Below are 26,691 nucleotides of genomic sequence, written 5' to 3'. Positions count from 1 at the left end.
GCTAGGGCGCGGGCGGGTCCGATCGTGACGACCACGCGGGCCCCGGAACACCCGCGTGGACGCCATCGGAGGGGACTACTTGCCGGGCTCGGGGTCGCGGGGCAGGCCCAGCATGCGCTCGCCGATGATGTTCAGCTGCACCTCGGTCGTACCGCCATAGATCGTCATGGCCCGCGTCGCGAGCACGGCCCGGTTCCAGTAGCCGGCGTCGCCGAGCTTCCAGTCGGCCGCGGTGACGGCGGCGGCCCCGACGAGGTTCACCGCCGCCTCGGACACGTGCTGGGCGTGCGAGGTGGACAGCAGCTTGCGCACCGACGCGTCGGCGCCGGGCTCCGCGCCGGCGAGCTGCTTGAGCGTGACCCGCAGCGACAGCGCGTTGATCGAGTGGGACTCGCAGGCCACGGCCGCCAGTTCCTGCCGCTCGGCCGGGGTGAGCTCGCGGCCGAGCCGTCCGGCGAGCCCGAGCAGGTCGGGAAGGGAGGAGCCGGTGCCGCCCGAGCCGGACGACAGCGAGACCCGCTCGTTCGACAGCGTGTTCCTGGCGACCCGCCAGCCGTCGTTCACCTCGCCGACCACCAGGTCGTCGGGGACGAACACGTCGTCGAGGAAGACCTCGTTGAACAGGTTCTCCCCCGTCATCTCGGTCAGCGGGCGGACGGTGACCCCCGGCGACTTCATGTCGACGATGAAGTAGGTGATGCCGTCGTGCTTGGGCTTGGAGGTGTCGGAGCGGGCGATGCAGATGCCCCACTCCGCCACGTGGGCGACCGACGTCCAGATCTTCTGGCCGTTGAGCCTCCAGCCGCCCTCGACCTTCTCGGCCTTCATCTGCAGCGACGCGAGGTCGGAGCCCGCGCCCGGCTCGGAGAACAGCTGGCACCACACCATCTCGCCGCTCAGCGTCGGCGGCAGGAAGCGCTCCTGCTGCTCGCGGGTCCCGTACGAGACGATGGACGGCACCACCCAGGCGCCGATGACCATCTGCGGCAGCTTCAGCCCGGCCGCCCGGATCTCCTGGTGGATCAGCACCTGCTCCAGCGGGGAGGCGTCCCTGCCCCACGGGCGCGGCAGGTGGGGCATGACGAAGCCGGCCGCGGCCAGCGCCCGCTTGCGCGCGCTCCCCCGGCGGCCCTCGCCGTCGGCCGTGTCGTCGATCCCGGCGATCTCGGCGAGCTCGGCCCGGATGGCCTCCCGCAGCGGCTCGGACTCCTCCGGCAGGTCGATCTCCATCTCGCGGGACACGCCGCCCAGGGCGAGCGACGCGACCGTCTCCGCCCACTCGGCCGACGAGCCGAGCAGGGCCCGCAGCGTGAGGGCACGGCGGTAGTAGAGGTGGGCGTCGTGCTCGAAGGTGTACCCGATGCCGCCGAAGGTCTGGATGGCGTCCTTCGCGCACTGCACGGCCGCGTCGGGGGCCATCACGCCCGCGATGGCGGCGGCGTAGGCCCGCTCCTCCCCGGTCGCGCGGGTGGCGTCCCACACCGTGGCCCTGGCCTGCTCCAGCGCGACCAGCATCCGGGAGAGCTTGTGCTTGATGCCCTGGAACTGGCCGATCGGGCGGCCGAACTGCACCCGCACCTTCGCGTAGTCGGCCGCCGCGGCGACGCACCAGGCGGCGACGCCGGTCGCGTCCGCGCCGAGCACGATCGCGGCGAGGTTGAGCACCTCCGCCCGTTCGAGGCCGTCCAGGACCCGCTCCGGCGGCACGGCCACCCCGTCGACCTCGACCTTCGCCACGCCCCTCGTGAGGTCGAGCGGCTTGACGGGGGTGACCGTCGCCTGCGAGGCGTCGACCGCCACCCACTCCTCGCCGAGGTCGGTCGTCACGGGCAGCACGAGCACGTCGGCGAGCGCGCCGCCGAGGACAGGCTCGGCCGTTCCGGTGATCCTCAGGACCCCGCCCTCGCGGACCCCGGACACCGCGCCGTTCAGGGCCACCGCGCCGATCGCCGAACCGTCGGCCAGGCCCGGCAGCAGGGCGGCCTGCGCCTTGGCGCTCGACGCGAGGATCACCGCGCCCGCGAGCACGGTCGGCACGTAGGGACCGGGGGCGACCCGCTCGGACAGCGCCTCGATCGCCACGGCCGCCTCCAGCAGCCCGTAGCCGGATCCGCCGTGCTCCTCGGGGATGTGCAGGCCGAGCAGTCCCTGGTCGGCGAGGCCCGCCCAGAAGGCGGGGCGCTCCTCGGTTCCCGAGTCGGCGAGGGCTCCGACCGCGCCCCGCACCAGGTCGGCGGGGACGGCCCGCTCGGCCCATCCCGCCACCGACTCGCGGAGCGCCTCGTGCTCCTCGCTCAGCCCGATCGCCATGTGATCCTCCAGCGCTAGTCTGTGTAGAACCATATTCTAGAGGAAAGTTCGCCGGGTGGCAGTGCCGGGGCCGATTCCGCGAGCAGCCCGTCAGATCGGGGTGACCGTCCAGGACAGCATGTCGAGGTCGCGGTAGAGCTCCTCGCGGTCGTCCGGCACGGTGGCGAACAGCAGGGCCGGCTTCGTGCGGCCCGTGCCGACCACCATGACGAAGGCCTGCGCCGAGTGCTTCTCGCCGTCGATCCGGTAGGTGGCCTTGTATCCGAGCAGCCAGCCCATGCCCCGGCGTACGGGCTGGGAGGCGGTCCAGGTGACCTTGGCGCCCTCGGGCTGGTAGCGCAGCGACCACCGGGCCGCCCGCGCCGCGACCTTGCGGTAGTCGTCGTAGGAGGTGAGAGCGCCCGGCGCCGCCCCCGGGAGCGGGGCGGACCCGATCAGCGCGAGCGGAAGCTCGGTGTCGCCCGCCCGCTGCCCGGACGCGAACGGCGGCAGGGTGTCGCCCGTCCACGGCCGGCCGAACTTGGCGTAGCTGATCCCGGCCTTGCGGTCGAGCACGTACGACGCGACGGCCGTGCCCGTGCCGGGGAAGACCGGCATGGGCCTGCTCGCCGGGACCTTCGGCAGCACGATCGGGGTCGGGCTGGGCGAGGGGCTCGGCGTGGGGCTCGCCGGGGAGGCGGGGGCGGCGGCCGCCCCCTGCCCGCCGTCCGCGACCTCCGGCTTGTCCCCGGAGAAGACGAGGAAGACCACGACGACGGCGACGACGGCCACGAGGGCGGCCGCCAGCGTGTACATGAGCCGAAGCGGCAGCTCCCCCACCCGGGAGCCCACCTGGGAGCCCGGCCGGGACCCGGTTGCGCGCCCGGCGGAGCGGACCTTGTCACGCGCGCCCGGGCCGGGGACCGGCGGCGCCAGGCTCTCCGCGCTCACCCGGGGCAGCGGCGTGGTGGGGGCGTCGTAGTAACGGAGGAACGGCTGTTTCGGCCGGTCGTCCCCGGCCTGACGCGCACCGCCCTCCGCCATGCCCGCAGATTACGCCACAAATGGCAACAGAAGCGGATCGGCGGCGGACGTTCCGCCCCGCTCGCCGGAAATGCCCGCTCCGCACCCTTGATGAGCTGGGCATTCGTCCGGCGTGCCGCCCGATCGCGGGGCGCCCGCCCGGGTACACAGGTCCCTATGGACCTTTCGGGGAAGGCCGTCCGGCTGGCGGCGGCCGCGCTGGTCGTGCTCGCCGCCTGCGGCTGCCAGGCGGGGAACGGCGGACGAGTGGGCGGGAACGCCACGGCGACGGCGGCGCCGACGTCCGCGCAGACCGCGCCGGCGGTGCTGGAGTCCGCGTTCGAACGGGTGATCAAGAAGGTCCTCCCGTCGATCGTGCAGATCACCACCACGCAGGCCCTGGGCTCGGGGATCGTCTACGACACCGCCGGGCACATCCTGACCAACGCCCACGTGGTCGGGACCGCACGGGAGTTCCAGGTCACGCTGGCCACCGGCGGTCCGGCCAGGAAGGCCCGGCTGGTCAACACCTTCCCCGCGGGCGACCTGGCCGTCATCGCGGTCGAGGACGCCCGGGGGCTCACCCCCGCGACGTTCGGCCGCTCAGCCGAGCTGAAGGTGGGCCAGATCGTGCTGGCGATGGGCAACCCCCTCGGCTTCTCCGGCAGCGTGACGGAGGGCATCGTGTCGGCCCTCGGCCGCACCGTCTCGGGGGAGAGCCACAACGGCCGTCCCGGCGCCATCATCACGAACGCCGTCCAGACCTCGGCCCCGATCAACCCCGGCAACAGCGGCGGCGCGCTGGTGGACCTGACCGGCGCCGTCATCGGCATCCCGACGCTCGCGGCCGTCGACCCCGACCTCGGGGCGGCGCCGGGACTCGGCTTCGCCATCCCCAGCGACACGGCCACCGACGTGGCCCGGCAGATCGTCCGGTACGGCAGGGTGGTCAACAGCCACCGGGCCGCCCTCGGCGTACGGGTGGGCACAGCGGTCGACGCCGACGGCAACCCGATCGGCGTCGTGGTGGGGGCGACCACCCCCGGCGGCGGGGCCGAGAAGGCGGGCATCCGGGCGGGCGACGTGATCGTGAACGTCAACGGCACCCCGACGCCCTCCTCGAACGCCCTGTCCCAGCTGCTCGCCACGCTCAAGCCCGGCGACAAGGTGCGCGTCCAGGTGCGTCACCCCGACGGCAGCAACGCCACCGTCCCGGTGACGCTCACCGAGCTGCCGTCCACCGGCTGACGACCCCGGCGGAGGCGGAAATCCTGACAAAGTCGTGGTAGATAGCCCGAATTCGCTTGGAGGTGCCGCACGGCGGCTTGTTACGGTCGTCGCGTGACCTCCCCCGACCTCACCCGGTTCATCGCCGGGCTGCCCAAGGCCGAACTCCACGTCCACCACGTCGGCGCCGCCTCGCCGCGCATCGTCGCCGGGCTCGCCGCCCGCTATGAGGGGTCCACGCCGCTCCCGGCCGATCCGGCCCTGCTCGACTCGTTCTACGACTTCCGCGACTTCGCCCACTTCATCGAGGTCTACCTGCTGGTCGTCGACCTGATCAGGGAGCCCGGCGACCTGTGGGAGCTGTTCCACGGCATCGGCCGCGACCTGGCCGACCAGCGCGTCCGCTACGCCGAGCTGACCGTCACGCCGCAGCTCCACTTCGCCCGCGGCTTCGCGCCCGAGGAGTTCTGCGAGATCATCGAGGACGCCCGGCGCCGCGTCGAGGCCGACTTCGGCACGGTGCTGCGCTGGTGCTTCGACATCCCCGGCGAGTACGGCGTCGAGGCGGCCGACAACACCCTGGCGGTCGCGCTGGACCAGCGGCCGGACGGCCTCGTCAGCTTCGGGCTCGGCGGCCCGGAGGACGGCGTGCCGCGCGGCCGGTTCGCCCCGCACTTCGCCGCGGCGAGGGCCGCCGGGCTGCACGTGGTGCCGCACGCCGGTGAGACCTCGGGCCCCGAGACGGTCTGGGCCGCCATCCGTGACCTCGGCGCCGAGCGCATCGGCCATGGGGTACACAGCATCCAGGACCCTGCGCTGCTCGACTACCTGGCGGAGCACCGGATCACGCTGGAGGTCTGCCCCACCTCGAACGTGCGGACCAGGGCCGTGCCCACCCTGGCCGACCACCCGCTTCCCGAGCTGGTCAAGGCCGGCGTGCCCGTGACGATCAACTCCGACGACCCGCCGATGTTCGGCACCACCATCAACCAGGAGTACGCCGTGGCGGCCGACCTGCTCTCGCTCGACCGGGAGGGCGTCGCCGACCTGGCCAGGGCCGCCGTGCGGGCGTCGTTCCTCGACGACGGCGGCAAGGCCGCGCTGCTCGCGGAGATCGACGCGTACGCCGCCTGATGGGAGTCATCGGGCCGGCCTACCGGGGGGTCGTGCAGCCGCCTGGACCGCTCGATCCCTGAGGTCAGAACTCGTCGGCGCCGGTGACCTGGGTGATCGTGAAGACGTGCCGGGAGGCCGCGCACACGGTCTCCAGCACGTGGACGGGCGTTCCGTCGGCCGCGTAGCTCGCCCGCAGGATCCGCACGACCCACTCGCCGGGGTCGAGGTCCAGCGTCTCGGCCTCCTGGGGGCGCGGCTCCCGCGCCACGAGGTGCTCCTCGGCCCGCCCGAACCGGTGGCCCAGCGCCTCGATGCCGGCCTGGAGGCTGGGCGTCACGAATCCCGGCTCGCCCAGCGGCGTCCCGCCGAACAGGTCGAGGCGCAGGTAGCTCGTCGCGATCCGCACGGGCACGTCGCCGGCCAGCAGCAGCTTGCGCCGGGCCAGCACCGGCTCGCCGGACCCCACCTCCAGCGCCTCGGCGACGTCCGCCGGTGCCGGCTCGGGCCCCACGTACAGCATCCGACGGCCGGCGCTCACCCCCTGCCGCTCAGCCTCGGTCATGAACAGCGACGCCGACCCCCGTACGGCGGGCTCCGTCGGCAGCGCCCGCCGCACCACGACCCTCGGCTTCCGCTCCGTCACCGCACCCGCCTCCCCTCCGCCCGGCACGCCCCGACTCTAGGCCCTCCCGGCCGCCCCCCGGCCGCCGGGAGCAGGGGAAGCGCCCGGCCCCGGACATGAGAAAACCCGGCCCACAAGGAGCCGGGTCGTATGTCCGGGGGTTGGCGTGCGGGGGGCCGGACATGGATCAGGGGCGGCCGGATCGGCGGGGTCGCCGACCGGACCGCCCCTGTGGCGATCACATCGTGGAGGTGGCGGGAATCGAACCCGCGTCCTTCAACACCAAGACAGGGCTTCTCCGGGTGCAGCCTGTTACGTTTTTCTCAGCCCCGGCAATCTCACAGGCGAGTCGCCGACGGGCTCAGTCACTGTTTGATTTCCCGATCGACCCCGTGACCGGGTCTCTCGGTTGAGCCTCCTAGCGATGTCAGTTCCGGGCCGGAGGCGCTCCCGGGCTGACAGAGGTTCTCGCTGCTTAGGCGGCGAGAGCCAGAGTGTTCTGGCTGACCTCAGTGCTCTTGTTATTGGCACTTATTGTTCGCGGTCACAGTGTTGACGGGGTTATGTCCGCAGTCCCCGACCCGCTTCCCCTGAGTTGCAATGCCGAAGTCGAAACCGGTCACCCCCTGTGGAGTTGTCAACCACGGCCCTCACGGGCCGGGCACCCTCAGTTTACCTACCACAACACCCTCGGCGCGACTCGGATTCCCGGCGCCGGCCGGGGACGGCGAAGCCCCCGGGAGCGCGGCCGAAGCACGCGTCCCGGGGGCCGACCGGCAGGGTCGAGCCGGTCCGGACGGCAGGGCTCCCCCCGAGATGGAGCCCTGGTCTCATCACGGTGACTGAGCCCGCAACCCCCCAAGCGGGTCCCAGTCACCTAGAAAGACGCCGCGAGACGCCCCGATGGTTGCTCGGGCCCCCGGGCTTTTTCAGGGCTGCACGTTGGAGTCCCGGAAGAACGACCCGGCCATGGTCGCCGCGGTCCCCGGGTCGCCGCTCTCGGCCATCACGGCGACGGCCACGTCACCCTGCCACCCGACGAACCACGACAGCGTGCGCCGCTGCTTCTTGTCCGTCTGGGTCACCTGGGAGGCCACACCGTACACCGTCCCGCCGGGGGCGGTGGCGGCGTGGGCCGAGCCGGAGGAGACGCCGGCGCGCATCAGCGTGCGCAGCCTGCCCGTGACGGTGGCGTCGAGCGCGACCGGCCCGGGGGCGGGACGCGCGGACGGCTCCGACGTCGTGACCGGCTGCTCCGGCGAGAGCACGAGCACCGGCGGCCGCCAGGTGCCGGAGTCGACGGCGGCGGCGACCAGCGCCATGGACAGCGGGCTCACCCGCGCGCTCTGACCGGCGATCACCTTCGCCACCGCGGCGTCGTCGCCGGCGCCCGGCACCGAGCCGCTGAACGACCTGAGCGGCAGCCGCCAGCCCGTCCCGATGCCGAACTCGGCGGCGCTGGAGGCGAGGGCCGGGCCGTTGATCCGGCGGGCCAGCGACGCGAGCGCGGTCACGCAGCCCTGGGCGAAGTCGGTCTGGAAGCTCGGCGCGACCAGCCCCAGGATGCCCGGCTGCTGGAACCGGGCGCCGCCCACCGTGCGGTCGGCGCTGCACGGCACCTTCTGCTCGGGGTCGAGGCCGCCCTTGAGCAGCCCGTGCGCGGCGATGATCGAGAACGCGGTGCCGGGGGCGAACTTGCCCGCGAGCGCGTCCTTCTCCTGGTTGAGCTCGCTCGTGGACACGGCGAGGATCTCCCCGGTCGACGCCTGCACGGCGACGAGGGCGGCGGGGCGGGAGCCCCGCACCGCGTCGTCCCCCGCGCTCTGCATCCGGCTGTCGATCGTGGTGCGGACCTCGGTGTTCTGCCGGCCCGGCCAGGCCTTGAGCTCCTTGACCTGCTGCCACGTCTTGCTGTCGAGGATGACGATGCGGGTCTCGGTCGAGCCGGTGAGCTGGTCCTGGTAGGCCCGCTGCAGGCCGTCCCTGCCGATGGTGTCGCCCGCGCGCTGGGGGCCGCCGAGCTGCTGCTCCGCCTCCGCGGTGATCGCGGTGACCCGCCCGACGATCTGGACGGGCGACTTGGGGGCCACCGGCGGGTTGTCGGTGACGATCTCCAGCCCCGGGATGGCCGCGAGCTTGTCCTTGATCTGCTGGTACTTGTTGCGCCCGAACGTCGCGAGCGCGACGAAGTCCTGCGGGGGCGACGACAGGATCCGGCCCAGCAGGCGGTCCTGGGCGAAGCCGGTGACCCGCGACAGCTCCTCGCACAGCCGGCCCGGGTCCTTGATCTTCGCGGGCTTGACGCCGGCGACCTGGAGGGGCGTCTCGTCCTGCAGCGGGTTGCCGTCGCGGTCGAGGATCGGCTTGCGGCCGACGGGGACGGTCGCCACCGCCAGTCGCTGCCCGGCGTGCAGGTCGGGGTGGATCACGCTCGGCGACCACCGGACCTTCCACTCGCCGCCGACCAGGTGCAGGGGCAGGAGCCCGTCGTACTGCCAGAGCGGGTTGTTCTCACCGAGGTCGACCTCGGCGTGGAAGTCGGCCCGGCCGTCGTCGCCGTCGTGGGCGATGTCCTTGATCGAGAAGCGGATCGAGGCCGCGTCGAGCTGGAGCCGCACGTCCTCCAGCGCCCTGCGGACGGTGGCGGGGTCACCGTCGGCACGTCTGGCGGCGGCCGCGTAGTCGCCGCTCTGCCAGCCGAGCAGGAAGTCCCGGACGGCCTCGTGCGGGGACGGCTCCTCGAAGCAGCCCGTCAGCAGGGGCGCGGCCAGCCCCAGCGCGAGGACGGCGCGTACGGCCCTCGCGCGGGCGGACACGTGAACGGCCACGGCCTAGCGGCCCCCCCGGCGGCGGACCGCGTTCGACATGGCCCTGGACATCTCCCGGTTGGCCTGCTTCTCCATCAGGGTCTGCCGCTTGTCGTAGTCCTTCTTGCCCCGGGCCACGCCGATCTCGATCTTGGCCTTGCCGTCCTTGAAGTACATCGCCAGCGGGACGAGGGTCAGGCCGCGCTCGCGGAGCGAGGCCTCGATCTTGCCGATCTCCTTGCGGTGCAGCAGGAGCTTGCGGGTGCGCCGAGCCGCGTGGTTGGTCCAGGTGCCCTGGCTGTACTCCGGGATGTAGACGTTGATCAACCAGACCTCGCCGCCGTCGAGTGAGGCGTAGCCCTCGGTCAGGTTGGCCTTTCCCGCGCGCAGCGACTTGACCTCGGTGCCGGTCAGCACGAGCCCGGCCTCGTAGGTGTCGTCGATGAAGTAGTCGTGCCTGGCACGCTTGTTCTGGGCGATCAGCTTTCGCCCCGTCTCACGTGGCATAGAGGGAGCCTACCGTCGGCGCCGCGGGCGGGAACGACGTCCGGGGGCCGCGCCGGGCCCGGGACCGCACGGACACGTCGTCACACGCGCAGGTAGCGGCGCAGCGTGATGAACGAGGCGAGCACACAGATGACCACGCCGACGACCATCGTGAAGGTGATCACCCCGGCGACCGTGTTCCAGCCGAGCGGAGCCGCCATGTACGTCTGGATGCCCTCGAAGATGAGGATCTTCGTGATGATCAGCAGGACGGCCGCGAAGACGCCGCCGATCAGGCCCGCGATCAGGCCCTCCATCACGAACGGCAGCTGGATGTAGATGTTGGACGCGCCGACCAGCCGCATGATGCCGGTCTCCCGGCGGCGGTTGTAGGCCGACAGCCGGACGGTGTTGCCGATCAGCAGGGTGGCGGCGAACACCATGAGGATCGCGACGCCGAGCGCCATGTTGCGCAGCTTGCCCATGAAGCCGAAGACCGACTGCAGCAGCTCACGCTGGTTGACGACGTTGGACACGCCGGGCTGGCCGCGCAGGCTGTCGGCGACGGCGGGGGCGCGGTCGGGGTCCTTGAGCTTCACGCGGAAGGACTCGGGCATGTCCTCGACCTTGGTCACCGAGAGCAGCAGCCGGTTGCTCTCGCTGGCCTGGAAGTTCTTGTACGCCTGCGCCTGGTCCTCGAACTCCACGCGCTCGACGTCCGGCATCTGCTGGATCGTCTGCTTGAGCGTGGCCTGCTCCTGCTCGGTGGTGGCACCCCTGTTCCGGCACGCGGGGAAGGAGGAGTTCTTGGTGCACAGGTAGACCGACAGCTCGACCTTGTCGGTCCAGTAGCCGGTCAGGGACGAGACCTGGGAGTTGATCATCAGTCCGATGCCGAGCAGCGCCATGCCGACCGCCACGGTGACGATGACGGCGATGGTCATCGTGAGGTTGCGGCGGAGGCCGATCCAGACCTCGGAAAAGATGAAGTTGGCCCGCATGGTCTCAGTTACTCCTAATACGCCTGGCCGTACACGCCGCGCGACTGGTCGCGGACGATCTTTCCGTCCTCGAGCTCCACGACGCGCTTGCGCATCGAGTCGACGATGGCGGCGTCGTGCGTCGCCATGAGGACGGTCGTGCCGGTCCTGTTGATGCGGTCGAGCACCTTCATGATGCCGATGCTCGTCGCGGGGTCGATGTTGCCGGTGGGCTCGTCCGCGAGGAGGATCATCGGCCGGTTGACGAACGCGCGGGCCATCGCGACCCGCTGCTGCTCGCCGCCGGACAGTTCCTCGGGCATGCGGTGGGCCTTGCCCTCCAGGCCGACGAGCTCGATGACCTCGGGCACCACCTTGCGGATGAACCGCCGGGGCTTGCCGATGACCTCGAGCGCGAACGCGACGTTCTCGTAGACGTTCTTGTTGGGCAGGAGCCGGAAGTCCTGGAAGACGCAGCCGATGCGGCGGCGCAGGTGCGGCACCTTGAAGTTGGACAACCGGGCCAGGTCCTTGCCGGCGACGTGGATCGCTCCGGAGTTGGGCCGCTCCTCCTTCAGGACCAGCCGGAGGAAGGTCGACTTCCCCGAGCCTGACGGACCGACCAGGAACACGAACTCACCCTTGTCGACGTCCACGCTCACGTGGTCGAGGGCGGGCCGGTTTTGGTTCGCGTAGACCTTGGTGACATTATCGAAATGGATCACGGGCGCATCACGGCAAGCCAGTCTAGGGGTTGGGACGGCCGGCACGGGGGTCGCCGGTCACTTTGCGATGGATCGACGTTCCGTTTGGCCAGAGGCCAGTCTAGGGGTAACACTGGCATGGAACGTCCATAACGGAAACAAAACGATTGAGCCTAAGGTAATGGGGCGGTAAAGCTGCTATGAGCTGCGAACATCTGATCTGCGCGGCGTGCGCGGGCCCCGTGGTGGAGGGCCGCTGCCCCGTCTGCCGGGAGGGCCGCGCCAAGGTTCACCACCACGGTCTGGGCAACCTGTCCCCGGTCATCATCGCACTCGTCGTGCTGCTCGTGGTGGCTTTGGTCGCCCTGTCGCACGTGAGCGGCTACTGAGCGTCGGCGGTCTCCTGGCGGCGCATCCAGCGGATCTCGCCCTCGATGAACCCGTCGAGGTCGCCGTCCAGGACCGCGCTCGGGTTGCCCGCCTCCACGCCCGTCCGCAGGTCCTTCACGATCTGGTACGGGTGGAGCACGTAGTTGCGGATCTGCGTGCCCCATGAGGTGGTGGTCTCGCCGCGCAGCTCGTTCATCGCGGCGGCCTCCTCCTGACGCTTGCGCTCCAGCAGCTTGGCCTGCAGGACGGCCATCGCGGTGGCCCGGTTCTGGATCTGGGAGCGCTCGTTCTGGCAGGACACCACGATGCCGGTCGGCAGGTGGGTGATCCGCACGGCGGAGTCGGTCGTGTTCACGCCCTGGCCGCCCGGGCCCGACGACCGGTAGACGTCGATCCGCAGCTCGTCCTCGTTGATGTCGATGTGGTCGGTCTGCTCGACGACCGGCACGACGTCCACGCCGGCGAACGAGGTCTGCCGCCGGCCCTGGTTGTCGAAGGGGCTGATCCGGACCAGCCGGTGGGTGCCGTGCTCCCCGCGCAGCGTCCCGTACGCGTAGGGGGCCTTGACGGCGAACGTGGCCGACTTGATGCCGGCCTCCTCGGCGTAGGAGGTCTCGTAGACCTCGGCCGGGTAGCCCTTGCGCTCGGCCCACCGCAGGTACATGCGCAGCAGCATCTGGGCCCAGTCGGCCGCGTCGACGCCGCCCGCCTGCGAGTTGATGGTGACGAGCGCCTCGCGGGCGTCGTACTCACCCGACAGCAGCGTGCGCACCTCGAGGGCGCCGACGTCCGAGCGCAGCGAGGCGAGCTCGCGCTCCGCCTCCCGCAGCGCGTCCTCGTCGGACTCCTCGGCGGCCAGTTCGAACAGGACCGGCAGGTCCTCCAGGCGGCGCGCGAGCCCGTCGACGCGGTTGACCTCGCCCTGGATGTGGCTGAGCCTGCTGGTCACCCGCTGGGCCTGCTCCGGGTCGTTCCACAGGTCAGGCGCGGCGGCCTGCTCCTCCAGTTCGCCGATCTGCTTGCGCAGGGACTCGACGTCGAGCACGTCCTGGATGCTCCTGAGCGTGCCGGTAAGCTCGTTGATCTCTTCGGCGGGATCGATGGCTGCCACGTCTGTTAAGGGTACGCGAACGGACGACCCTGTCTGGTACGCGCCGCCACCGGCCGCTCCACGAGCCGGGGGACATGACTAGCATGTGGGTCGAGTGCACGGGGAGGGCTGGCGTGAGCGGGGTGGTTCGGCAGGCGCTGGCCGCCGCCCTGGCCTGCGCCGCTTTGGCCGCCTGCTCGGGCGGGGGCGCCGCGGCGCCTGCACCTGTCGTCTCGCCCAGCGCCGCCGCGGCCTCCGGCTCCGCTCCCGCGAGCCCGAGCGCCGGACCGCAGGCGCAGGCGGTGACGCCGGAGGAGGCCCGCAAGGCGCTCGACGCGTTCCTCGCGACCGACGACGTGGTCAGGGCCGCCGGCGCCGACCGGTGGACGCTCGCCCTGACGAGGGACGGCCAGCGGCCGATCACGATCGCCCAGGTCCACAGCCAGAGCGGCCGGCCACCCTCCTACACCTGGGGCGGGCGGACCGTCCTGGTCCCCCGGCAGCCCGCGGACCGGGCCACGCAGTGGTTCGCCGCGACCGCCGAGCGCCGCGGCTCCTCCGGCGAGGTCCGCACCGCCGTGCTGGCCTTCGTGCGCAACGGCCCGGACGGCCGATGGCAGAACAGCTTCGAGTCGCTGCTCAACAAGGGGCAGGCGGCTCCCGAGGTCGTGGTCGACCAGGAGGGCTACGCGACGGCCCTGGACACCCGCGACACCTCGGTGGCCATCACCCCCTCCCTGATGGGCCCGCTGCACGCCACGGTGGCCGAGGAGGGCTCGGAGGGGTACGCCTCGAGCCTCATCGCCCCCGGCCCGCAGACGACCGGCTACGCCGACGCCATCAAGCGGGAGCGGGCCCGGGTGAAGGGCGCCGACTGCATGACGTACGAGTCGATCTTCGCCTTCGTCCCGACGTACCCGGTGTTCGCCCTGCGCACCGACGACGGCGGCGCGCTCGTGCTCTACACGCTGACCCGCACGTCGAGCTGGTCGACCGACCAGGGCCTGAAGTGCGGCGAGGGCCGTCCCGTGCCGATCCCCGCGGCGGCGTCCTGGCTGCTGGGCAAGGACGACGTGCACATCGAGCAGCGGCGGCAGATCGTCGAGACCCAGCAGTACGTGGGCGAGGTCCCGTCGAAGGCGTCCACCGCTCCCGCGCGGATCATCGGTTACGAGGGAGTGGTCACCGGCGCGTCGAACCGGTGACCCCCTCCCCCGCAGGACTCATCCCTCCACGTGCGGGAGGTTGCTGGTGGCCACGAGCGTGCGGACGGCGCGCAGCGCGACCGACAGCGTGGCCAGGTCGAAGGTGTCGCTCTCCCAGATCTCCGACAGCGTCTGCCGGGCCCGGTTGACCGCCGCCTGGTTGGCCTCGGTCCAGCTCGCCAGCCGCTCCTCGGGCGACAGGCCGGGCTTGCTGTGGATCAGCACGTCCCGGGTGAGCGTGGCGTGGGCCGCGTACAGGTCGTCGCGCAGCGCCGCCCTGGCGATGGAGTTCCACCGGTTGTCTCGGGGCAGCGCGATGACCCGCTCCCGCAGCCGGGCCAGCTGGAGGCGGTCGGCGAGGTCGAAGTAGACCTCGGCCACCTCGTTGACCGGCCTGCCGGTGTAGGTCGCGATCTCGACGAGGTCGAACGTCGAGTACGCCGGCACCATCGAGGCGACCCGCTCGGCCAGCTCGTCCGGGACGCCGCGGGCGACGAAGGAGTCCCTGCGCTCCTCGTACGCCGCGAGGTCGGGCCCGGTCAGCAGCTTCGGCAGGTGCGGCGCGAGGCTCCGGGAGCCCTCGAGGAAGAAGCGGGCCGTGGAGGCCAGGTCGAGCGGCGGCCGGCGGTTGCCGAGCAGCCAGCGGGTGCCCCGCTCGGACAGCTTGCGGCCCTCCAGCAGCATGGCGAGCTTGGTGCCGGTGTCCACCTGGTTGTCGAGCTCCTCCACCTGGCGGACGAACGACGACAGGTCGAAGACCTCCCGGGCCACCAGGTAGGCCCGCACGATGTCGGCCGTCGAGGCGCCCGTCTCCTCGCCGAAGCGGAAGACGAAGCTGGTGCCGCCGAAGTTCACCACGTCGTTGACCACGCGGGTCGTGATGATCTCGCGGCGCAGCGGGTGGGCGTCCATGTAGCCGCGCAGGCGCTCGCGCAGCGCCGACGGGAAGTACGACACCAGCCAGGAGGCGAGGTACGGGTCGTCGGGGATGTCCGAGCGCAGCAGCTCGGCGTCCACGACGAGCTTGGTGTAGGCGAGCAGCACGGCGAACTCGGGCCCGGTCAGCCCCAGCCCGGCCTGGCGCCGCTCGGCCAGCACCTTGTCGGACGGCAGGAACTCCAGCTCCCGGTTGACCAGGCCGGCCCGCTCCAGCCGCCGCAGGTAGCGCGAGTGGATGTGCAGCATCTCGGGGGCCTGCACGCGCGCCGCGGCGAGCACGACGTTCTGCGCGTAGTTGTCCTCCAGCACCAGCCGGCCCACCTCGTCGGTCATGTCGAGGAAGAGCTGGTTGCGCTGCTTGTCCGTCATCTCGCCGTCGCGGACGACCTGGTCGAGCAGGATCTTGATGTTGACCTCGTGGTCGGAGGTGTCCACGCCGGCCGAGTTGTCGATGAAGTCGGTGTTGACCAGGCCGCCGTTGAGGGCGTACTCGATCCGGGCGCGCTGGGTGAAGCCGAGGTTGCCGCCCTCGCCGACCACCTTGCAGCGCAGCTCGGACGCGTTGATCCGCAGGCCGTCGTTGGCCTTGTCGCCCGCGTCGGCGTGGGTCTCGGCGGTCGCCTTGACGTACGTGCCGATGCCGCCGTTCCACAGCAGGTCGACGGGCGCCCGCAGGATGGCGCTGATCAGGTCGTTGGGCGCGAGCGCCGAGACGCCGTCGGGGATGCCGAGCGCGGCCCGCATCTGCGGGGAGACGGGGATCGACTTGGCGGTCCGCGGCCAGACGCCGCCGCCCGCCGAGATGAGGGACCTGTCGTAGTCGGCCCACGAACTCCTGGGAAGCGCGAACAGCCGCTGCCGCTCGGCGAAGCTCCGGGCGGCGTCGGGGGACGGGTCGACGAACACGTGCCGGTGGTCGAAGGCGGCCACCAGCCGGATGTGCTCCGACAGCAGCATGCCGTTGCCGAACACGTCGCCCGACATGTCGCCGACCCCGGCGACCGTGAAGTCGGTGGTCTGGACGTCCACGCCGAGCGTGCGGAAGTGGTACTTCACCGACTCCCAGGCGCCCTTGGCGGTGATGCCCATCGCCTTATGGTCGTAGCCGACCGAGCCGCCCGAGGCGAACGCGTCGCCGAGCCAGAAGCCGTACTCCTTGGCCACGTCGTTGGCGATGTCGGAGAACGTCGCCGTGCCCTTGTCGGCCGCGACGACGAGGTAGGTGTCGTCGCCGTCGTGCCTGACGACGTCCGGGGGCGGGACGACCTGTCCCGCGACCAGGTTGTCGGTGAGGTCGAGCAGCCCCGAGATGAACTGCCGGTAGCAGGCGACGCCCTCGGCCGTCATCTCGTCGCGGCCGCCCGCCGGCGGGCGCTTCACCACGAACCCGCCCTTCGACCCGGTCGGGACGATGACCGTGTTCTTCACCATCTGCGCCTTGACCAGGCCGAGGATCTCCGTGCGGAAGTCCTCCATCCGGTCCGACCAGCGCAGGCCGCCGCGCGCGACCTTGCCGAAGCGCAGGTGGACGCCCTCGACCCGGGGCGAGTAGACGAAGATCTCGTACTGCGGCCGGGGCAGCGGCAGCACGCTGATCGCCTGGGGGTCGAACTTGAGCGCGATGTACGGCTTGCGGGCGCCGGAGACGAACTGGCTGCCGCGGCTCCCGGCGTCGCGGCCCCCGTCCGCGGCCGGCTGGAAGACGTTCGTCCGCAGCGTCGCCTTGATCATCTCCAGGTAGGCCCGCAGGATGCGGTCCTCGTCGAGCGAGACCACCTCGTCCAGCGAGGCGAGGATCTCCTCGTTGAGCGCGTCGCAGACCTCCGACCTGCCCTCGTCGGGGCGGCGGGGGTCGAGCCGGGCCTCGAACAGCCGCACCAGCAGCCGGGCCAGCCGGACGTTCCCCTGCAGCACCCGCTCGATGTACGACTGGCTGAACGTGCTTCCCGCCTGCCGCAGGTACTTGGCGTACGCCCGGAGGATCTCGGCCTGCTCCCAGGTGAGCCCGCCGGCCAGCACCAGCGCGTTGAAGCCGTCGTTTTCCACCTCGTCGCGCCACAGCACGGCGAAGGCGTCCTGGAACAGCTGCTTGAAGTCGTCGCGGTCGACCTCCTCCGAGGGGGTGTACCGCAGGCCGAAGTCGTAGATCCACGCGTCCCGGGTGGAGGGGTCGTGGTCGCGGTCGACCGCGTACGGCCGCTCGTCCACCACCTCCACGCCCATCCGCTGCAGCAGCGGGAGCACGCGCGACAGCGAGATCGGCGCGCCGAGCTTGTAGAGCTTGAACCGCCGCTCCCCCTCGGCCGCGCCGTACGGCTCGTAGAGGTTCATCCCGATCTCGCTCGGGTCCTCGCCGAGCTGCTCCAGCCGCTTGAGGTCGGCGACGGCCGTACGCGGGGGGAAGTCGGCCTTGTAGCCCTCGGGGAAGGCCGTGCTGTAGCGGCGGACGAGCCGGGGCGCCTCCTCCTCCGTGCACAGCTCGTTGACGGCGACCGCGAGGTCGTCCTCCCAGGAGCGGGTGGTCGCGGCCAGCCGCGCCTCCAGGTCCTCCAGGTCGACCGGGGCCGGCGTCAGCGGCCTGCCGCGCTCGCCCCGGATCACCACGTGCAACCGGGCCAGCGCGGACTCGCCGATCATCGTGCTGTAGTCGAGCGTGGTGCCGCCGAGGGCCCGCAGCAGGATCTCCTGCATCTTCAGCCGGACCTTGGTGGTGTACCGGTCGCGCGGCAGGAAGATCAGGCACGAGATGTAGCGGCCGTATTCGTCGCGGCGCAGGAAGAGCTTCACCTGCTTGCGCTCGCGCAGCCGCAGGACGCCGAGCGCGATCGGCAGCAGCTCGTCCACCGAGATCTGGAACAGCTCGGCCCGCGGGTAGGTCTCCAGGATCTCGATGAGGTCCTTGCCGTCGTGGCTGTCCGGCGGCAGGCCGGCCCGGTCGAGGACCTCGGCCAGCTTGCGCCGCAGCACGGGGATCCGGGAGATCGACTCGTTGTAGGCCACGTGGGTGAACAGGCCGAGGAAGCGGCGCTCGCCCACGACCTCGCCCTCCGGGGAGAACAGCTTCACCCCGACGTAGTCGAGGTAGTGGGGGCGGTAGACGGTCGCCCGGCTGTTGGCCTTGGTGACGATCAGCACCTGCTTCTCACGGGCCTTCGCCCGCAGCTCGGCCGGCAGCGAGGCGAAGCTGTCCGAGCCGGCCTTGTCGGCCCGCAGGATGCCGAGTCCCGTGCCCGGGACGGCCCGCAGGTTCTCGCCCTCCTCGGTGTCCTCGAGGCGGTACTCCCGGTAGCCGAGGAAGGTGAAGTGGCCGTCGGCCAGCCAGCGCATCAGCTCCAGGCTGTCCTCCACCCCGGCCGGGTCGAGCGGCGGCGGGTTGACCGCCAGGTCCTCGGCGGTCTGCATGGCGAGGGCCCGCATCTTGGCGAAGTCCTCGACGGCGGAGCGGACGTCGAGCAGCACCCGCTGCAGGTCGCCCTCCAGCTCCTTGAGCACGGTCGGGTCAGCCTGCCGGTCGATCTCGATGTGCATCCACGACTCGCGGATGACCTGGCCGGTGACGTTCTCCTTGCCGGGGCCGAGGAGCGCGCCCGTCATGTCCCTGCGGACCCGCATCTGGGGGTGGACGATCAGGTGGGTGCCCAGCTCGTGCCGGTCGAGCTCGGTGGTCACCGAGTCGAGGAGGAACGGCATGTCGTCGGTGACGATCTGGACGACGGAGTGGCCGGGGTCCCAGCCGTACTCCTCCAGCGTGGGGGTGTAGACGCGTACCAGGGCCCGGCCCTGGGGGCGGTGCTCGGCCAGGTTGCGGTGGGCCATCGCCGGGCCGAACACGTCGACCGGGTCGCGGCCGGCCAGGTCCTCGGGGGCCACGTGCTTGTAGTACCGCCGGAGGAAGGCCAGCACGTCCTCGCCCTCCGCCAGGTGCGCCCCCGGTGCGTTCGCGCATCTCTGCGCCGCCGTACGGAGAAGCTCGTCCAGCGCTTCATCCGATTCATCCTGATTTAGCGCCATATCGAGCGGCATGTCGCTACTCACTCCCTCGTGAGCCTTTAGATATCAAAGCCAGGCCCGTAGTTCCCAGAGCAGGGGAAAGAAATGCACCCGCGTTCGCCCCCTCAGGTACGGTGCCCCGGACGAGCCGCCCGTACCGGACTTCGTGCCGATCTGGCGTTCGACCATCTGGACGTGACGCATCCGCCAGAGGGCGGCCGTCTCGTCGTGGGTGAGGAGGTCTTCGGCCAGTTCCCACAGATCGTCGTGCGATCCGCGATCCCGTGCCACGGCCAGCAGGGATTCCATGATCTCCTCGTCGGAGACGGCCAGGCCACGCTGGGAAAGAGCGGTGAGGTAAGCATCCCACAGCGTGGGTTCCGCGAGGCGCCGTCCGAGCCTCGCGATTTCCGCGTCGCTCGCACCCCTCACCCGCCCGAGGTACGCCGGGTCCTTGATCCCGGAGATGAACTCGATCTCCCGGAACTGGACCGACTGGAAGCCGCTGGCCGGGGCGAGCACGGACCGGAACTCCAGGAAGTCCTGCGGGGTCATCGTCTCCAGGACCTGGACCTGGTCGACCAGGACCCGCTCGACGGCGTGGATCCGGCGGAACAGGTGCCGGGCGCGCCACAGGGCGCCTTCCATCATCGCGTCCCTGGCGCGTTCGAGCTCGTGGAGGAGGAGCTTGAACCACAGCTCGTAGACCTGGTGGACGGTGATGAACAGCAGTTCGTCATCGGAGCCCGACTGCGGGTCCTGCTGGGCGAGCAGGTCGGACAGGTGGAGGTAGGCACCGTAGGACAGACGCCCGCCGTCCTCGCCGAAACTGCGTGGCGGGGGCAGGGCGTCTCCGGTCCCGGCTCGCCTGTGCGGCGTCGCAGCCATGCCCCACTCCTCCGGCGGCCCGCCGCTTCCGGTCCCCATTGACCGGAGGTCCGGCACCACCGCACCCGATATCACCCCATATCGGCACAAACGTCAACTTGACGCGCTGCTCAGGGGCGGGTCCGCTCGGGGGACACGGAGTCGGACTTCAGAGCGTCGAGCAAGCCGGGCAGCTCCTGGTTCTCCAGGAGCTCCGCCCGGCACTGCGCGCATCCGTCGAGGTGCCGTTCGAACGCCTCGGTCTCGTCGTCGTCGAGCACTCCCAGGGCATAGGCGGCCACATCGAAGTGAGGCGACGACGCGGACATCAGCTGGCCACCCCCCTCTCTTTCAGGGCCGTGCGGAGCGCGCGCAGGGCGTAGAAGAGCCGTGACTTCACGGTACCCGGTGGGATGCCGAGAACCTCGGCGGCTTGGCTTACCGTACGGTCCCGTAAGTATGTCTCTTCGATAACTTCCCGGTGTTCGCTTGACAGCCCGCGCAGCGCGTCGGCGACCACTATGGCCGCCAGTGTCCGGTCGGAACCGTCCGGCACCGCGATGCTGTCCTCCTCGGGAGCCTCCACCTCCCTGGGCCGTACGCCGCGCCTGCGGCGCCCGTCGATCACGATGCGGCGCGCGACCGTCAGGAGCCACGCCCACAGCAGGCCGGGCTCCCAGGTCAGCTTCGCCGAGTTGCGCCAGGCACGCACGAGCGTCTCCTGGACGACGTCCTCTGCCCATTGCAGGTCGTTGCCGGTCGTCTTGCGCACGTGCCGCAGCAGCGGACCGCCGAACTCGCGGTACAGCTCCCTGATCAGGAGTTCATCGCGATCAGGGTCGTCGTAGTCATCGGGGTCCAGACGCACGAACCGGCTGTCGAGTTGTCGACGCACGCGCACATATTTGCACCGGGGTTACTCCCACGTACACCACATCCGTAACTCCAGTCATTTCTGACTATTTGGTGAACCCTCCTCCGAGACCGCCGCGTACCTCCCACCGAAGGTCACGAAAGGAGGCACAATGCGGTTCCGGTTCGGGGAACTCCTGGTGTTCGGCGTCTTCCTCTTCGCGGCGGCCGTGGCGGTCGTCGTGGTCGTCCCACGGAGCGAGGCGTCCCAGGCCGGCTGGACGCAGACCCCCTACGGGCCCCTGGGACCCGCCGACCGGGATCTGCTGGTCCGGGTCCGGTGGGCGGGCCTCTGGGAGATCCCCGCCGGCCGCTGGGCGCAGGATCGCTCAGAGAACCAGAAGGTCAAGGACGTCGGCATGCACCTCATGACCGACCACACCAAGCTCGACGCCGAGGTCCGGGCGCTCGCCGCCAAGCTGGGCGTCCCGCTGCCGGACACCCCCAACCCGGACCAGCAGCACTGGCTCGACGAGCTGTCCCACAGCCGGGGTCCCCAGTTCGACCAGATCTTCGCGGACCGGCTGCGCAACGCGCACGGCAAGGTCTTCACCGTCGTGTCCGCCGTACGGGCCGGGACGCGCAACTCGCTGGTCAGGGACTTCGCGACGGAAGCGGTCCAGGTGGTCATGAAGCACATGTCCCTGCTCGAGAGCACGGGACTCGTCGACTACTCCACGCTGCCGACACCTTCGACGGTCTAGCCGTCTCGGCAAGGAGGAACCATGCGAAAACGACTGATGCTCGCCCTGTCGGGCGTGCTGCTGGCGGGCGCCCTCGTGGGCGTCGGCCAACCTGCCTACGCCCACTGCGACCCGGCCGTCCAGGGCGCCGAATGCGAGGACGTGGGACCCACCCTGGAGGACTTCGTCGACATCCGGCAGGTGCCGCCGGGCAACACGGGTGTCCGCGCGAGCCGGGGGTCGTTCACCTCGCGCTGCGGGCGCAACGAGAACGGCCACCGCAACTCCGACAACTTCATCGTCGCGCCCGGAGTGTCGAACGGCGCCCACCACACCCACGACTACGTCGGCAACCTGACGACCAACGGCTTCTCGACCGACGAGAGCCTGGCCGCCGGCGGGACGACCTGCCGGTTCGGCGACAAGTCGGCGTACTTCTGGCCGGTGCTGCGCAGCAGGGCGGGCCTGGGAGGCCAGGCGTCGGCGTCGCCCAGCGCGCGCCCGTCCCCCTCGCCGTCCACGAGCCAGGGCCAGAACGGCCAGAACGGCCAGAGCCGGCGCGGCCAGAACCAGAACGCGCAGAACAGCCAGACGCAGAACAGCCAGACGCAGAACGGCCAGGCGCAGAACGCCGACAACGCTCAGGACGCGCAGGACCAGGCCACCGGCCAGGATCAGGGGACCGGACAGGACCAGAACGCGCAGAACGCGCAGAGTCAGGACGCGCAGAACGCGCAGGGCCAGGACGGACAGGGCCAGGCCGATCAGGACCAGGCGTCCCAGGGGCAGGCGTCCCGTAGCTCCGCGCAGCAGGGCGCGGGCGACGAGGGCGCGGCGCACGCGGACGAGCCCGGCGGCGCCGGCGACGGCAACGTGGGGACGATCCTGCAGGCCCGTTCGGTCACGCTGCAGTTCCGCGGCAACCCGGCCGCCCGGGTCGTGGCGATGCCCCGCTTCCTCCGGCTCATCACCGGCGACGCCAAGGCGGCCACGAACGGCGGCGCCAACGCGCGGGCCCAGTGGAGCTGCTCCGGCTTCACCAACCGGTTCACCGCCAAGTACCCCCTCTGCCCGAGGGGCAGCCAGGTGCTGCGGGTCCTGGACTTCCCGAGCTGCTGGGACGGCCAGAACACCGACAGCGCCAACCACCGGACGCACGTCGTGTTCCCCGGCGCGAACGGCGCCTGCCCGGCCGGCACCAAGGCGATCCCGCAACTGCGGATGACGCTCGCGTACTCGGTCCCGAGCGGCCCGTCGTTCGCCGTGGACAGCTTCCCCGAGCAGGAGCACAGCCCGGTCACCGACCACGCGGACTTCGAGAACGTGATGCCGGCCCGGCTGATGAGCGCGGTGGTGTCCTGCATCAACCGCGGCCTCCGCTGCTGACGGCACGACCAGGGAAGCCTTCGACGTGCCGTTCCCCGTCCGGTCCTTCGCAGACCACCCCCGCCTGAGGACGGGGAGCGGCGCCCACCGGTCCCGAGTCAGCACCCTCACCAACTCGTCACCGGTTCATCCGACGGAGGAACACGTGCCCCAACGACGGGCTCCCCGGCACAACCGGCCGGACTCCGGCCTCGACCTCGACAGCCGCGGCGTGCGCATCGGCCTCGGCGCCGTGGTCACGCTGGTCTTCAGCGGAGGGCTGCTCGCCGCGAGGAGCGAGGCGGGCGCCCAGTACCTGGCCGAGGCGCAGGCCTTCCTCACCTTCTACGCGGGCGTCGTGTCCCTCGTCGCCCTCACCACCACGGTCGCGCTCGGACTCGTCGCGACCGACCGCGTCGTGCTGCCGATCCGGCACCGCGTCGCCACCCAGCTCGTGCACCGGGCCGCCGCCCTCATCGGCGTCGGATTCCTGGTCGTGCACATCGGCATGAAGATCGCCGCTGGTCTCGTCCCCGCGTACGGTTCGGTCGTCCCGAGCACGAACCTGTACGTCGGGATGGGCGCGGTCGCGTCCGACCTCATGATCGTGGTGATCACCACCGGCGTGATGCGCGGCAGGTTCGCCCAGGCGGAGCGCCCCTGGGCGTGGCGGATCGTGCACGACCTCGCGTACCTCGCCTGGCCGCTGTCGATCCTGCACGGCCTGGCCGCCGGCCGCGCCCCCGCGGCCTGGGTGAGCTGGAGCTACGTGGTCTGTCTCGTCGCCGTCGGCGCGGCTCTGCTGCTGCGGGTGGTCGCCGCGGCCCGGCCCGCCAGGGCGCCGAAGGCCGAGCAGCGCGAGCAGCGGCCCGCCCGCACCACCCTGCCCCGGCAGGCCCCCCAGGCCGTACCCCGGCCGGTCAGCGTCCTTCGCCGTACCGGCACCGACGACGCCGCCGCGGGCGCGGCGGCGCGCAGGCCCCAGGACACCAGGCTTCGGAGGATCGTGTGATTCCCTACCGCGTCTCCCAGGTGAGGCGGCTCGGCCCCGCGCGGCTGACCGCCGGGCTCGACCAGCACCGCCGCCTCGACCTCAACACCCACTACACGTTCCACGACCAGCTTCCCGGGGAGACGGTCGACGCGCTCATCGGCATGACCGAGGAGGTGGACCTGCGGGGACGCGGCGGCGCCGCGTTCCCGTTCGCCCGCAAGCTGCGGGCGGTCGCCGCGCGGGCCCGCGACAGCGACACGGTCGTGCTGGTCAACGCCGCCGAGGGCGAGCCGGCCAGCATGAAGGACAAGATGCTGCTCACCCGCGCGCCGCATCTCGTGCTGGAGGGGGCGCTGCTCGCCGCGAGCGCGCTCGGGTCGAAGGAGGTCGTCGTCGCCGTCGCGGCAGGCGACCTCGCCGAGGCGTCGGTGAGCGCGGCCGTCGCCGAACGCGGCCTGGAGGGATACGTCCGGATCGCCGGAATCCCGGAGCGGTTCATCTCCGGGGAGGGCGGCGCGCTGGTGCGGGCCGTCAACGGCGCCGCCGGGCTGCCTCCGGGGCGCAGGACGCGGTCGAGCGACAGCGGCGTGTACGGCCTGCCGACGCTGCTGTCCAACACGGAGACCTACGCCCAGCTCGCCGTCCTGGCGGAGCTGGGCCCGGAGGAGTACGCCTCCGTGGGGACCGTGCAGGAGCCCGGCACCGTGCTGCTGACGGTCGGCGGCTCGGTGGTCGTCCCCGCGGTCGTCGAGGTAACGCCGGGCGTCCCGCTCGCCGCCGTGCTCGACCTGTGCGAGGCGAGCGTGGGCGACGGCGTGCTGCTCGGCGGCTACCACGGCAGGTGGCTGTCGGCGGCCGACGCGTACGGCGCGATCGTGTCGCGGCGGGGCGCCGCCGAGGCCGGGGGCGAGCTGGGCTCGGGCATCGTCGTCCCTCTCGGCGGGGACACCTGCCCGCTCGGTGAGACGACCCGGGTGGCGAGCTACCTGGCCGCCCAGTCGGCCGGGCAGTGCGGGCCGTGCCGGCTCGGCCTGCCCGACCTCGCCCGCGCGATGGCGGACGTCGAGGACGGGTCGCCCGACGGCCCCGACATGGTGCGGCGCGCCGCGGCGGCCGTGAAGGGGCGAGGGGCGTGCTTCCATCCCGACGGCTCGGCCCGGTTCGTCCTGTCGGCTCTGGAGGCGTTCGCCGAGGACGTGGAGGAGCACCGGCTGCACGGCACGTGCGGGCGGCCCGTCACGGAGGTCCTCCCGCTGCCGATCGTCGACGAGGCCGACGTCCGGCTCGTCGTGGACTGGACCCGCTGCGCCGGCCACGGCCTGTGCGCGCACCTGGTGCCGGAGCTCGTCAAGCTCGACCACCACGGTTACCCGGTGTTCATGGACGGCGGCGTGCCGTCCTGGCTGCGGGGCGAGGCCCAGAAGGCGGTCGAGATGTGCCCGGCGCTCGCGCTGCGCATCGGGACGAAGTGATGTCACTGTAACCAACCGAAACGGATCACGGCACGTCTCACGAGGTAGTTGATCGCCTTGGAGATGACCATGATTGACAGACGAGCCTTCCTCCGCGTCTCGGCCATGGCCGGGACCGTTGCCGTGTCCGGAACCGCGGCGGCCGCCGCCGGCCCGCGCACGCCCGACTGGGCGGCGCTCGGCCATGGGCTGGACGGGCGGCTGATCCGCCCCGGTGACGCGTCGTACGACGGCGCCCGCCGCCTCTTCAACGCCGGTTTCGACGCCGTGCGCCCGGCCGGGATCGCCTACTGCGCGACCCCGGCGGACGTGGCGGAGTGCCTGGCGTTCGCCCGGAGGTACGGCGTTTCGGTGACCTCCCGGTCGGGGGGTCACAGCTACGCCGGCTGGTCGACGGGCAAGGGGCTGGTCGTCGACGTGTCGCCGATGGCCAAGGTGTCCTACTCCGGCGGCCACGCCACGGTGGGCGCCGGGGCCCGGTTGGTCGACGTGTACGCGAAGCTGGCCGCGCACGGCGTGAGCATCCCGGCGGGCAGCTGCCCGACCGTGGGCGTGGCCGGCCTGACGCTGGGCGGCGGCATCGGCGTCGTGTCCCGTGCGTACGGGCTGACGTGCGACGTGCTGGAGTCGGTGCAGATCGTGACGGCGGACGGGCGGACGCTGACCTGCTCCCCCACCTCCCACCCCGACCTCTACTGGGCCTCCCGCGGGGGCGGCGGCGGCAACTTCGGCGTGGCCACGTCGTTCACGTTCCGGACCCACGCCACCCAGGACGTCACGGTCTTCTTCCTGCACTGGCCCTGGGCCAAGGCCGCGGCCGTGCTCAGGGCGTGGCAGGCGTGGGGGCCGGCGGCGCCGGACGCCCTGTGGTCCAACTGCCACCTCAACCACGACCCCTCGCCGGACGTCATGGTGGGCGGCCTGTACCTCGGGAGCAAATCCGGCTGCGAGCGGCTGCTGCAGCGGCTCGTCGACAAGGTCGGCAGCGGGCCCACGTCCCGGTTCGTCACCGCGTCCGCCTACGACCACGCCATGATGATCATGGCGGGCTGCTCGGGGCTGTCGGTCGGCCAGTGCCACCGACCCGGCACCCTGCCCGGCGAGACCGCGAACGGCCGCCTCGTGCGCGACTCCTTCTCGGCCAAGTCGCACTTCGCGTACGCGCCGCTGTCGTCGGCGGGAGTGAAGGCCCTGCTCGCCCAGGTCGCGGCCGGCGGCCGGCACTCGGTGCTGCTCGACGCGCTCGGCGGCGCCGTCGCCCGGGTCCGCCCCGACGCCACCGCCTTCCCCCACCGCAAGGCCCTCTACAGCGTGCAGTACTACGCCCACCAGTCGGGCGCCGCCGCCTGGACCCGCGCCGCCCACGCGGCCATGCGCCCGTTCTTCGGCGACCACGCGTACGTCAACTACGTCGACCCCGAGCTGAAGGACTGGCGGCAGCAGTACTACGGCGCCAACGCCGCCCGCCTCGCCCGCGTCAAGGCCGCCTACGACCCGGGGCGGCTCTTCCGCCTCCCCCAGGGCGTGTAG

General features: G+C 71.6%; 21 protein-coding genes and 1 other RNA gene. 9 read left to right on the top strand and 13 right to left on the bottom strand.

Annotation, left to right across the window (positions count from 1 at the left end; translation table 11 throughout):
• Positions 1 to 75: 75 nt before the first annotated feature.
• On the bottom strand, positions 76 to 2,310 hold the full coding sequence (locus Mco01_RS32865; RefSeq protein ID WP_204060715.1) for an acyl-CoA dehydrogenase family protein: 2,235 nt from the start codon (positions 2,308 to 2,310) through the stop codon (positions 76 to 78).
• A gap of 90 nt (positions 2,311 to 2,400) precedes the next feature.
• Positions 2,401 to 3,333, bottom strand: coding sequence for a hypothetical protein (locus Mco01_RS32860; RefSeq protein ID WP_204060714.1), 933 nt, complete (start codon positions 3,331 to 3,333; stop codon positions 2,401 to 2,403).
• Between the two features lie 156 nt (positions 3,334 to 3,489).
• On the opposite strand from Mco01_RS32860, the gene Mco01_RS32855 reads away from it, so the two are divergent.
• Both Mco01_RS32855 and Mco01_RS32850 read left to right on the top strand, forming a co-directional pair.
• Entirely contained in the window at positions 3,490 to 4,560 is a 1,071-nt protein-coding gene (locus Mco01_RS32855; RefSeq protein ID WP_204060713.1) for a S1C family serine protease, read from the top strand.
• A gap of 93 nt (positions 4,561 to 4,653) precedes the next feature.
• Entirely contained in the window at positions 4,654 to 5,673 is a 1,020-nt protein-coding gene (locus Mco01_RS32850) for an adenosine deaminase (RefSeq protein WP_204060712.1), read from the top strand.
• Between the two features lie 64 nt (positions 5,674 to 5,737).
• Here Mco01_RS32850 and Mco01_RS32845 read toward each other — a convergent pair whose 3' ends face one another.
• The 6 genes from Mco01_RS32845 to ftsE form a co-directional block, all read right to left on the bottom strand.
• Positions 5,738 to 6,298, bottom strand: a complete 561-nt coding sequence (locus Mco01_RS32845) for a GntR family transcriptional regulator (protein WP_239104088.1) — start codon at positions 6,296 to 6,298, stop codon at positions 5,738 to 5,740.
• A 222-nt stretch (positions 6,299 to 6,520) separates the two neighbouring features.
• Positions 6,521 to 6,904: a transfer-messenger RNA gene (ssrA, locus tag Mco01_RS32840) on the bottom strand.
• 302 nt (positions 6,905 to 7,206) lie between these two features.
• Positions 7,207 to 9,105, bottom strand: coding sequence for a penicillin-binding transpeptidase domain-containing protein (locus Mco01_RS32835; RefSeq protein ID WP_239104087.1), 1,899 nt, complete (start codon positions 9,103 to 9,105; stop codon positions 7,207 to 7,209).
• Between the two features lie 3 nt (positions 9,106 to 9,108).
• Entirely contained in the window at positions 9,109 to 9,591 is a 483-nt protein-coding gene (smpB, locus tag Mco01_RS32830; protein ID WP_036327819.1) for an SsrA-binding protein SmpB, read from the bottom strand.
• An 80-nt stretch (positions 9,592 to 9,671) separates the two neighbouring features.
• Positions 9,672 to 10,571 carry a permease-like cell division protein FtsX gene (gene ftsX / locus Mco01_RS32825; RefSeq protein ID WP_204060711.1) on the bottom strand — a complete coding sequence of 300 codons (900 nt, stop codon included), beginning with the start codon at positions 10,569 to 10,571 and terminating at the stop codon, positions 9,672 to 9,674.
• Between the two features lie 14 nt (positions 10,572 to 10,585).
• Positions 10,586 to 11,275: a cell division ATP-binding protein FtsE gene (gene ftsE, locus Mco01_RS32820; RefSeq protein WP_036327825.1), complete on the bottom strand. Its 690-nt coding sequence runs from the start codon at positions 11,273 to 11,275 to the stop codon at positions 10,586 to 10,588.
• A 179-nt stretch (positions 11,276 to 11,454) separates the two neighbouring features.
• Here ftsE and Mco01_RS32815 point away from each other — a divergent pair, with 179 nt between their 5' ends.
• A complete protein-coding gene (locus Mco01_RS32815; protein WP_204060710.1) occupies positions 11,455 to 11,643 on the top strand; it encodes a hypothetical protein in 189 nt (62 codons plus the stop codon).
• Here Mco01_RS32815 and prfB read toward each other — a convergent pair.
• Positions 11,637 to 12,755 carry a peptide chain release factor 2 gene (gene prfB, locus Mco01_RS32810; protein WP_036327829.1) on the bottom strand — a complete coding sequence of 373 codons (1,119 nt, stop codon included), beginning with the start codon at positions 12,753 to 12,755 and terminating at the stop codon, positions 11,637 to 11,639. The genes Mco01_RS32815 and prfB overlap by 7 nt on opposite strands.
• 113 nt (positions 12,756 to 12,868) lie before the next feature.
• Here prfB and Mco01_RS32805 point away from each other — a divergent pair, with 113 nt between their 5' ends.
• The gene (locus Mco01_RS32805; RefSeq protein WP_204060709.1) at positions 12,869 to 13,939 is read left to right on the top strand and encodes a DUF8094 domain-containing protein; all 1,071 of its coding nucleotides are present in this window, start codon (positions 12,869 to 12,871) and stop codon (positions 13,937 to 13,939) included.
• 18 nt (positions 13,940 to 13,957) lie between these two features.
• Here Mco01_RS32805 and Mco01_RS32800 read toward each other — a convergent pair whose 3' ends face one another.
• The 4 genes from Mco01_RS32800 to Mco01_RS32785 all read right to left on the bottom strand — a co-directional run bounded on the left by Mco01_RS32800 (position 13,958) and on the right by Mco01_RS32785 (position 20,630).
• On the bottom strand, positions 13,958 to 18,901 hold the full coding sequence (locus Mco01_RS32800; protein ID WP_239104086.1) for an NAD-glutamate dehydrogenase: 4,944 nt from the start codon (positions 18,899 to 18,901) through the stop codon (positions 13,958 to 13,960).
• A 33-nt stretch (positions 18,902 to 18,934) separates the two neighbouring features.
• Entirely contained in the window at positions 18,935 to 19,756 is an 822-nt protein-coding gene (locus Mco01_RS32795; protein WP_051458527.1) for a tryptophan 2,3-dioxygenase, read from the bottom strand.
• A gap of 110 nt (positions 19,757 to 19,866) precedes the next feature.
• Positions 19,867 to 20,064 (bottom strand): zf-HC2 domain-containing protein, encoded by a 198-nt coding sequence (locus Mco01_RS32790; protein WP_036327837.1) that lies wholly within the window; start codon positions 20,062 to 20,064, stop codon positions 19,867 to 19,869.
• A complete protein-coding gene (locus Mco01_RS32785; RefSeq protein WP_084370005.1) occupies positions 20,064 to 20,630 on the bottom strand; it encodes a sigma-70 family RNA polymerase sigma factor in 567 nt (188 codons plus the stop codon). Before Mco01_RS32785 ends, Mco01_RS32790 begins: the two co-directional genes overlap by 1 nt.
• 130 nt (positions 20,631 to 20,760) lie before the next feature.
• Here Mco01_RS32785 and Mco01_RS32780 point away from each other — a divergent pair, with 130 nt between their 5' ends.
• The 5 genes from Mco01_RS32780 (at position 20,761) to Mco01_RS32760 (ending at position 26,691) form a co-directional block, all read left to right on the top strand.
• The gene (locus Mco01_RS32780) at positions 20,761 to 21,351 is read left to right on the top strand and encodes a DUF4142 domain-containing protein (RefSeq protein ID WP_204060708.1); all 591 of its coding nucleotides are present in this window, start codon (positions 20,761 to 20,763) and stop codon (positions 21,349 to 21,351) included.
• Positions 21,352 to 21,372: 21 nt separating this feature from the next.
• A complete protein-coding gene (locus tag Mco01_RS32775; protein ID WP_204060707.1) occupies positions 21,373 to 22,716 on the top strand; it encodes a DUF1996 domain-containing protein in 1,344 nt (447 codons plus the stop codon).
• A gap of 145 nt (positions 22,717 to 22,861) precedes the next feature.
• Positions 22,862 to 23,707, top strand: coding sequence for a hypothetical protein (locus Mco01_RS32770; RefSeq protein WP_204060706.1), 846 nt, complete (start codon positions 22,862 to 22,864; stop codon positions 23,705 to 23,707).
• Complete coding sequence (locus tag Mco01_RS32765; RefSeq protein WP_239104085.1) at positions 23,704 to 25,161, top strand: NADH-quinone oxidoreductase subunit NuoF family protein; 1,458 nt, start codon at positions 23,704 to 23,706, stop codon at positions 25,159 to 25,161. The genes Mco01_RS32770 and Mco01_RS32765 overlap by 4 nt, the downstream gene beginning before the upstream one ends.
• 69 nt (positions 25,162 to 25,230) lie before the next feature.
• Positions 25,231 to 26,691: an FAD-binding oxidoreductase gene (locus tag Mco01_RS32760; RefSeq protein WP_204060705.1), complete on the top strand. Its 1,461-nt coding sequence runs from the start codon at positions 25,231 to 25,233 to the stop codon at positions 26,689 to 26,691.

Origin of the sequence: Microbispora corallina (genome assembly GCF_016863035.1) — a bacterium.
GTDB lineage: Bacteria > Actinomycetota > Actinomycetes > Streptosporangiales > Streptosporangiaceae > Microbispora > Microbispora corallina.
Note: the sequence above shows the minus strand (reverse complement) of the source record. Positions and strands in the feature narration are given on the sequence as shown.